The sequence below is a fragment of the Bacillus badius NBRC 15713 genome (assembly GCF_001591605.1).
Taxonomy (GTDB): Bacteria; Bacillota; Bacilli; order Bacillales; family Domibacillaceae; genus Pseudobacillus; species Pseudobacillus badius.
Genome location: NZ_BCVF01000072.1, coordinates 1 through 6526 on the forward strand (window position 1 = coordinate 1; position 6526 = coordinate 6526).

Annotated in this window: 4 protein-coding genes; 2 read left to right on the forward strand and 2 right to left on the reverse strand. The window is 45.6% G+C overall.

The annotated features are described in order from the left end of the window. Positions 1-86 precede the first annotated feature (86 nt). Positions 87-1070 carry a GMP reductase gene (gene guaC, locus BBA02S_RS19220; RefSeq protein ID WP_041099367.1) on the reverse strand — a complete coding sequence of 328 codons (984 nt, stop codon included), beginning with the start codon at positions 1068-1070 and terminating at the stop codon, positions 87-89. 209 nt (positions 1071-1279) lie between these two features. Further along, positions 1280-2461, reverse strand: a complete 1182-nt coding sequence (locus tag BBA02S_RS19225; protein WP_041113019.1) for an acyl-CoA dehydrogenase family protein — start codon at positions 2459-2461, stop codon at positions 1280-1282. Between the two features lie 462 nt (positions 2462-2923). Between BBA02S_RS19225 and fdhF the strand changes: the two genes are divergently transcribed. Together fdhF and BBA02S_RS19235 are read left to right on the forward strand one after the other, a co-directional pair. Next, on the forward strand, positions 2924-5881 hold the full coding sequence (gene fdhF, locus BBA02S_RS19230; RefSeq protein ID WP_041113020.1) for a formate dehydrogenase subunit alpha: 2958 nt from the start codon (positions 2924-2926) through the stop codon (positions 5879-5881). Continuing rightward, positions 5874-6425 carry a DUF1641 domain-containing protein gene (locus tag BBA02S_RS19235; protein WP_052477209.1) on the forward strand — a complete coding sequence of 184 codons (552 nt, stop codon included), beginning with the start codon at positions 5874-5876 and terminating at the stop codon, positions 6423-6425. Before fdhF ends, BBA02S_RS19235 begins: the two co-directional genes overlap by 8 nt. The last annotated feature ends 101 nt before the right edge of the window (positions 6426-6526 follow it).

A 6526-nucleotide genomic window follows, 5' to 3' on the forward strand; every position in this document is an offset into this window, starting at 1 on the left:
GAAAAAGACTGCGGACAAACTTCCAGTTTCATTGAGTTTATCTGCAGTCTGAAACGGGCGCTCTTTCAGAGCGCCCGTTTTCGCATTTAATAGACTTTATCTCCATTAAAAATGGAGTTTTTAACAACGACATAATCAACGTTGCGGATAGCTTCAAGCTTGTTGCCGCCTGCATAGGAGATAGAAGACTGGAGATCTTGTTCCATTTCAGTCAGAGTGTCCTGTAAAGAGCCTTTATACTCGACATACATTTTCTTGCCTTCTACATTTTTTCTTTCGCCTTTTTGGAATTCTGATGCAGAGCCGAAATACTCTTTATAGACTTTTCCGTCCTTTTCAAAAAGTTCACCTGGAGATTCTTCATGACCGGCAAACAAAGAGCCAACCATCACCATCGACGCGCCGAAGCGAATAGATTTGGCGATGTCGCCGTGCGTGCGGATGCCGCCGTCCGCAATAATTGGCTTGCTTGCTGCTTTGGCGCACCAGCGCAGCGCCGCTAACTGCCAGCCGCCAGTTCCAAATCCTGTTTTAATTTTAGTAATACATACTTTTCCTGGCCCAATACCCACTTTTGTAGCATCTGCGCCAGCATGCTCTAATTCTCTTACCGCTTCTGGTGTACCGACATTGCCTGCAATCACGAAGCTGGCAGGCAAGTGCTTTTTAATATGGCGGATCATTTCGATTACCGCATTAGAATGGCCGTGAGCAATATCAATTGTGATATATTCTGGGATCAGCTGCTCTTCTGCCAACTGTTCGACAAAGCTGTATTCTTCTTCTTTGACACCTACACTAATAGAGGCGAATAATCCGCGTGCCTTCATGTCTTTAATGAAGTCCGTGCGCTCCTCTGGTTTAAAGCGGTGCATAATATAAAAGTAACCGTTTTCCGCCAAGTAAACGGCGATTCTTTCGTCAATGATCGTTTGCATATTTGCCGGTACGACAGGCAGCTTGAATGTGCGCCCGCCTAAAGTAACAGTTGTATCACATTCAGAACGGCTATTTACTATACATTTCGCCGGAATTAATTGAATATCTTCATAATCAAATACATTTTCCATATTAAACACTCCTAAAAACGAATATTAAAGTTTTATTGATGAAAAAATGTTCGTCCAAATGGTAATTTACATTATTTTTAAGCGGATGTCAAAGTTTTTGTCGTAAAGATTTGGTTCCATCGTTAGATCATCTGTTGCCTGTATAGACTTTCCTGGTCTATAAACAATAATAGACAGCACGGACCCGCACTGCCTAAAGAAAAGCTGTATTAATTCGTTTCTGAATGTGTAATAGCAGTTTGTGCCAGCTTGGAAATGGTCATATCATCCATCGGCGGATTATGAAGCCCGGCCCTGACATCCCGATAATATCTTTGCAGCGGATTCGACATTTGCAGGCTTTTGGCGCCCGCTAATCTCATCGACAAATCAACAATCTTAATAGCTGAATTGGTGACGATATGCTTGGCGGCTGCCAATTCATTCGTTATCAGTGGGCGGCGTTCCGAGTCGTCATAAGCTTCTGCCACACTATAAAGAAAGTGACGCGCCTTCATTAATTCCAAGTCAATCTGTCCGATCAAATTTTGCACGTTTGGCAGCTGGCTAATCGGGCCGCTAATGCTGTTAGGAGAATGTTCAACAGCAAACTTCAGCGCATAATCGCGGGCGGACTGGGCGATGCCTAAATAACAAGCCGGAATATGAAGAATCCAGCCATTGATCTTATCGCCTCTTGGACCGTTGTTTAGTTCGACGAAATTCTCTTCGTCTACTTCTACCTCATCAAGAACAAGGTCATGGCTTTCTGATCCTCTCATCGCGATCACATCCCAAGTTTCTTTAATCGATAATCCTTTAGCTTCTCTGTCAATTAAGAAAAAACCAATTCCTTGTTTTTCTTCGACCCAAGCTGAAACGAGAAAATGAGTGAGCACAGGTGACATGGTTGTAAAGTTCTTTTGCCCTGAAATCACCCATTTCGCGCCTTTTTTGGCTGCATTTGTTCCGGGGCGGCCGCCGCGTGTCGGGCTTCCGGTTTGGGCTTCGCTGACCGCTCTGTTTACTAACGCCCCGCTCAAGATTTCCTCAGCAAACGAAGCCAATTTCGTTTCTTGCCACAGCTTCTTCTCATACAGCTCACCGACAACGCCTTGATGCCAGCCGATCGCCAGCCCGGTTACGCTATCGAGGCTGGCGATCGTTTCTTGAAAAAGAACCATATCGGTGACACGGATACCGCCTCCTCCATATTCAACGGGCAAAGTCAGCTTTGTATATCCCGCCTCCACAAGAGCTTTCACATTTTCTTTTGGAAAGGCTGCTTCTTTATCATTTTTCTGTGAATCTCTTTTAAAGTCTTCTTCCAGTTTGGATAATGTTTCGAGCCACTGTTTCTGAAGGCTGGTTCTGATAAATAAATCCTTGGACACATTCCACACTTCCTTCATAAAATCAATTATTTGCCGTTACTTTTCATTCAAGACGTATTCATTGGAAACGTCAAGCGATTCAATTCAGTATGTACTTCCTATTATAAGAGTTTAAAACCTATATTCCTACTTGGAATACTTAGTTTCGTATTTGAATAGATGGACAGGACCGATAGAGGGAGCCGGATTATTTTTTCACAGGCTTTTCTAATTGCCTTAGGAGAGTTAGGGAGCCGATTTATTTGTTTAATAGCTTTTGCCGTTAAATTCATAAAGATTTTGACAATGACCCTAGTTCAAAGTCAGCCCGTGCAGCAGTAACTCACATAGACCCTGTTTTTTGTTTACCGCTAATAAGAGGGGGTACTGTTAAAACTAGCGAAAAAACAGAATGTTCGTTTTTCATTGGCGGCTAGTTGTTATTCAGTATGGAGAAGGACGCGTGCAGCACAATTAGTAAAAAAGAGGAGGGTTTTTGCTATGACAGAGTTTGTCCATATTACCGTCAACGGCCAGCGCAGAAGGATACCGGGAGACCTATCGATCATGCAGGCACTCAAGGAATATGATGTTGATATACCGAGTGTATGCTACCATCCGTCGCTTGGCCCCATTGAAACGTGTGATACTTGCATTGTCCAAGTAAATGGAGAGCTTGTGCGTTCATGTTCTACTATCGTTCAGGATGGCGATACGGTTACTACGGAATCACAAGATGCAAAGAAGGCACAGAACATAGCAATGAACCGCATTTTGCATAATCATGAACTGTACTGTACAGTATGCGATTATAATAACGGTCGCTGTGAAGTACATAACACGGTGAAGCAAATGAAAATCGAACATCAGAGCGAGCCGTTTACGCCAAAGCCATATGAGGCGGATTATTCTAATCCTTTCTACCGATATGATCCAGATCAGTGCATTTTATGCGGCCGTTGCGTAGAGGCCTGTCAGGATGTCCAAGTAACCGAAACGCTTTCCATTGATTGGAGCTTGAAGAAGCCGCGTGTCATTTGGGATCATGGCGTCAGCATTAACGAATCATCGTGTGTATCATGCGGGCACTGTTCAACCGTTTGTCCTTGCAATGCGATGATGGAAAAAGGAATGGTCGGCGAAGCTGGTTATTTAACCGGCCTTCCGGAAGATACACTGCGGCCGATGATTGAAATTACGAAAAATGTGGAAACAAGCTATAGCTGGATTATGCCTATTTCTGATATGGAGGCAGCAATGAGGGAAGCGCGCGTGAAGAAAACGAAAACTGTCTGTACATATTGCGGCGTCGGCTGCAGCTTCGATGTCTGGACGAAAGGAAGAAAAATTTTAAAGGTCGAGCCGCAAGCAGAAGCGCCGGCTAATGGCATCTCTACCTGTATAAAAGGCAAATTCGGCTGGGATTTTGTCAACAGTGAAGAGCGCTTGACGAAGCCGCTTATTAGAGAAGGAGAATCGTTCCGTGAAGCAGAATGGGAGGAAGCGCTCAGTCTGATTCAACGAAAATTTTCTGATGCCAAAAATATCTACGGGCCAGATTCCTTGGCATTTATCAGTTCCTCTAAATGTACAAATGAAGAGTCTTATTTAATGCAAAAGCTTGCCCGGGCTGTGATCGGAACAAACAATATTGATAACTGTTCGCGCTACTGCCAGACGCCGGCAACGATGGGGCTGTTCCGGACAGTCGGTTACGGCGGCGACTCCGGAAGCATCAAAGATATTGAGAAAGCTGGGCTTGTGTTAATTGTCGGATCAAACACGGCGGAATCACATCCGGTGCTTGCTGCGAGGGTCAAACGGTCTCACAAGCTCAAAGGGCAAAAACTGATCGTTTCCGACTTGCGCAAGCATGAAATGGCTGAACGGGCGGATTTATTCATTGAGCCCCAAGCAGGAACCGATCTTGTCTGGATTTCGGCAGTGGCCAAGTATATGGTCGATCAAGGCTGGGTGGACAAAGAGTTTGTGAACAAACGGGTGAATGGCTTTGACGAGTATGTGAAAAGCCTGACCGCCTATACGCTGGAATATGCCGAAAGGGTAACAGGTGTGCCAAAAGAACAAATGACTGTCATTGCTGAAGCTATTCACCAAGCCTCTTCTACTTGTATACTTTGGGCGATGGGCGTGACGCAGCATCTGGGCGGAAGCGATACAAGCACGGCCATCTCCAATTTATTGCTTATAACCGGCAATTATGGAAAGCCGGGCGCAGGAAGCTATCCTTTGCGCGGCCATAACAATGTGCAAGGGGCGAGTGATTTTGGCAGCATGCCGGAGAGATTTCCCGGATATGAGAAAGTGGAGGACGAAACAGTACGTGCCAAGTATGAGCAGGGCTGGGGTGCAGGGCTTTCTGCCAAGCCTGGTTTGAATAACCATCAAATGGTGGAAAGAATTCACTCAGGAGACTTAAAGGTAATGTATATTAAGGGTGAAGAGATGGCCATGGTTGATTCAAACTTAAACTATGTGCATGAGGCTTTTGAGAAGCTGGACTTTTTCGTCGTTCAAGATGTTTTCTTCTCAAAAACCGCCCAATTTGCAGATGTGGTGCTGCCGGCTGCTCCTTCTTTTGAAAAGGAAGGAACATTTACGAATACAGAGCGCCGCATTCAGCGGTTATACCAAATATTTGAACCGCTGGGTGAATCGAAGCCGGATTGGCAAATCATTATGGAAATTGCCAATCGGCTCGGCGCCGGCTGGGCGTATAGACATCCGAGCGAGATCATGGCAGAAGCAGCTGATTTAATGCCTCTCTACGCCGGAGTAACCTATGAGCGGCTTGAAGGTTATCATACGCTGCAATGGCCGGTAGCTCCTGATGGAACAGACTCACCGCTCCTTTTTGAAGATGGATTTCCCTTTCCAGATGGGAAGGCCAAGCTTTTTCCTGTTCAGTGGACAGAGCCTATTCAATATGAAGAAGAATATGATATTCAAGTAAATAACGGCCGTCTTCTGGAGCACTTTCATGAAGGAAATCTAACTTATCAATCAAAGGGTATTTCGGAGAAAACACCGACTGTTTTCTTGGAGGTGTCACCGGAGCTGGCTGCAGAACGCGGTCTGGAGGATGGCACGGTCGTTCGGCTGACTTCTCCTTACGGAAATGTGAAAGTTTCCTGTCTGGTTACGGACCGTGTAAAAGGGAAGGAAGTCTATCTACCGATGAACGACTCAGGAAAAGGGACTATCAACTATTTAACGAGCAGCCGGGCCGACAAGAATACAGACACCCCTGCCTATAAAGAAGTGAAGGCAAAAATGGAGATTTTACAGCACACAGGGAAAAGTCCGCTGCCGCGCATAAATCATCGCCGCGGCAACCCTAATCCGCAAATCGGCGTACGGGTGGAAGACAAATGGGCTCGTCCTGACTATGTATTCCCGGGTGATCTTGTCAAGAAAGGGGTGGCTAAGCGTGGCTAAGGCGATTACGCATATACGGCGCATGGAAATCAGTGAAGAAGAACAGCGCCGTCTCGACTTAGAAGAAGTGGAGGCGATGTTAATTGAACATAAGGATGCCTTGCGTGCTTTTTTGACTGTCCTTGATAAGATGAACAAACAAGGCGGCTTCGATATAGCCGCTGGTTTATTCGATGAAGGTGAGCATGTGATTGATATACTTGTTAAAGCGATAGACAATCCGGGAGCAGCAAGAACGCTGAAGAATGGCTTGCTGTTAATCGGTACGCTCGGCCAGCTGAATGTGGAAAAGCTTGGTCCCGTGATTGCAAGGTTAAATGGAGGTTTAGATGAAGCAACGGAATGGAGCGAGGGCGACCGTTCCGTCCTGCAGCTGTTAGGACAAACGAATTGGAAAGAAGCGCTGCTCTTTTTAGTTTCATTTTTTAAAGGGCTGGGCCAAGAAAAAGAAGAACCGCGCCCAAGAAAAGGGATTAAGCGCTGGGTGACAGCTGCCGGCCTATCAGTGGCTGGCTTCCTTCTTCTGAGAAAAAAAGTGCAGTAATTGTTCACCCTATACTCTATTTACTTTAAAACAGGCTTCGTTATACCGCTGCCGGAACTTTGTCCTTCGCTGATTGCAATGGAAGACGCGAAGACTCCTGC

Excerpts from the sequence above, each read along its gene's own strand:
- fdhF (WP_041113020.1), top strand. The coding sequence starts at position 2,924 with ATGACAGAGTTTGTCCATATTACCGTCAACGGCCAGCGCAGAAGGATA.
- BBA02S_RS19225 (WP_041113019.1), bottom strand. The coding sequence starts at position 2,461 with ATGAAGGAAGTGTGGAATGTGTCCAAGGATTTATTTATCAGAACCAGC.
- guaC (WP_041099367.1), bottom strand. The coding sequence starts at position 1,070 with ATGGAAAATGTATTTGATTATGAAGATATTCAATTAATTCCGGCGAAA.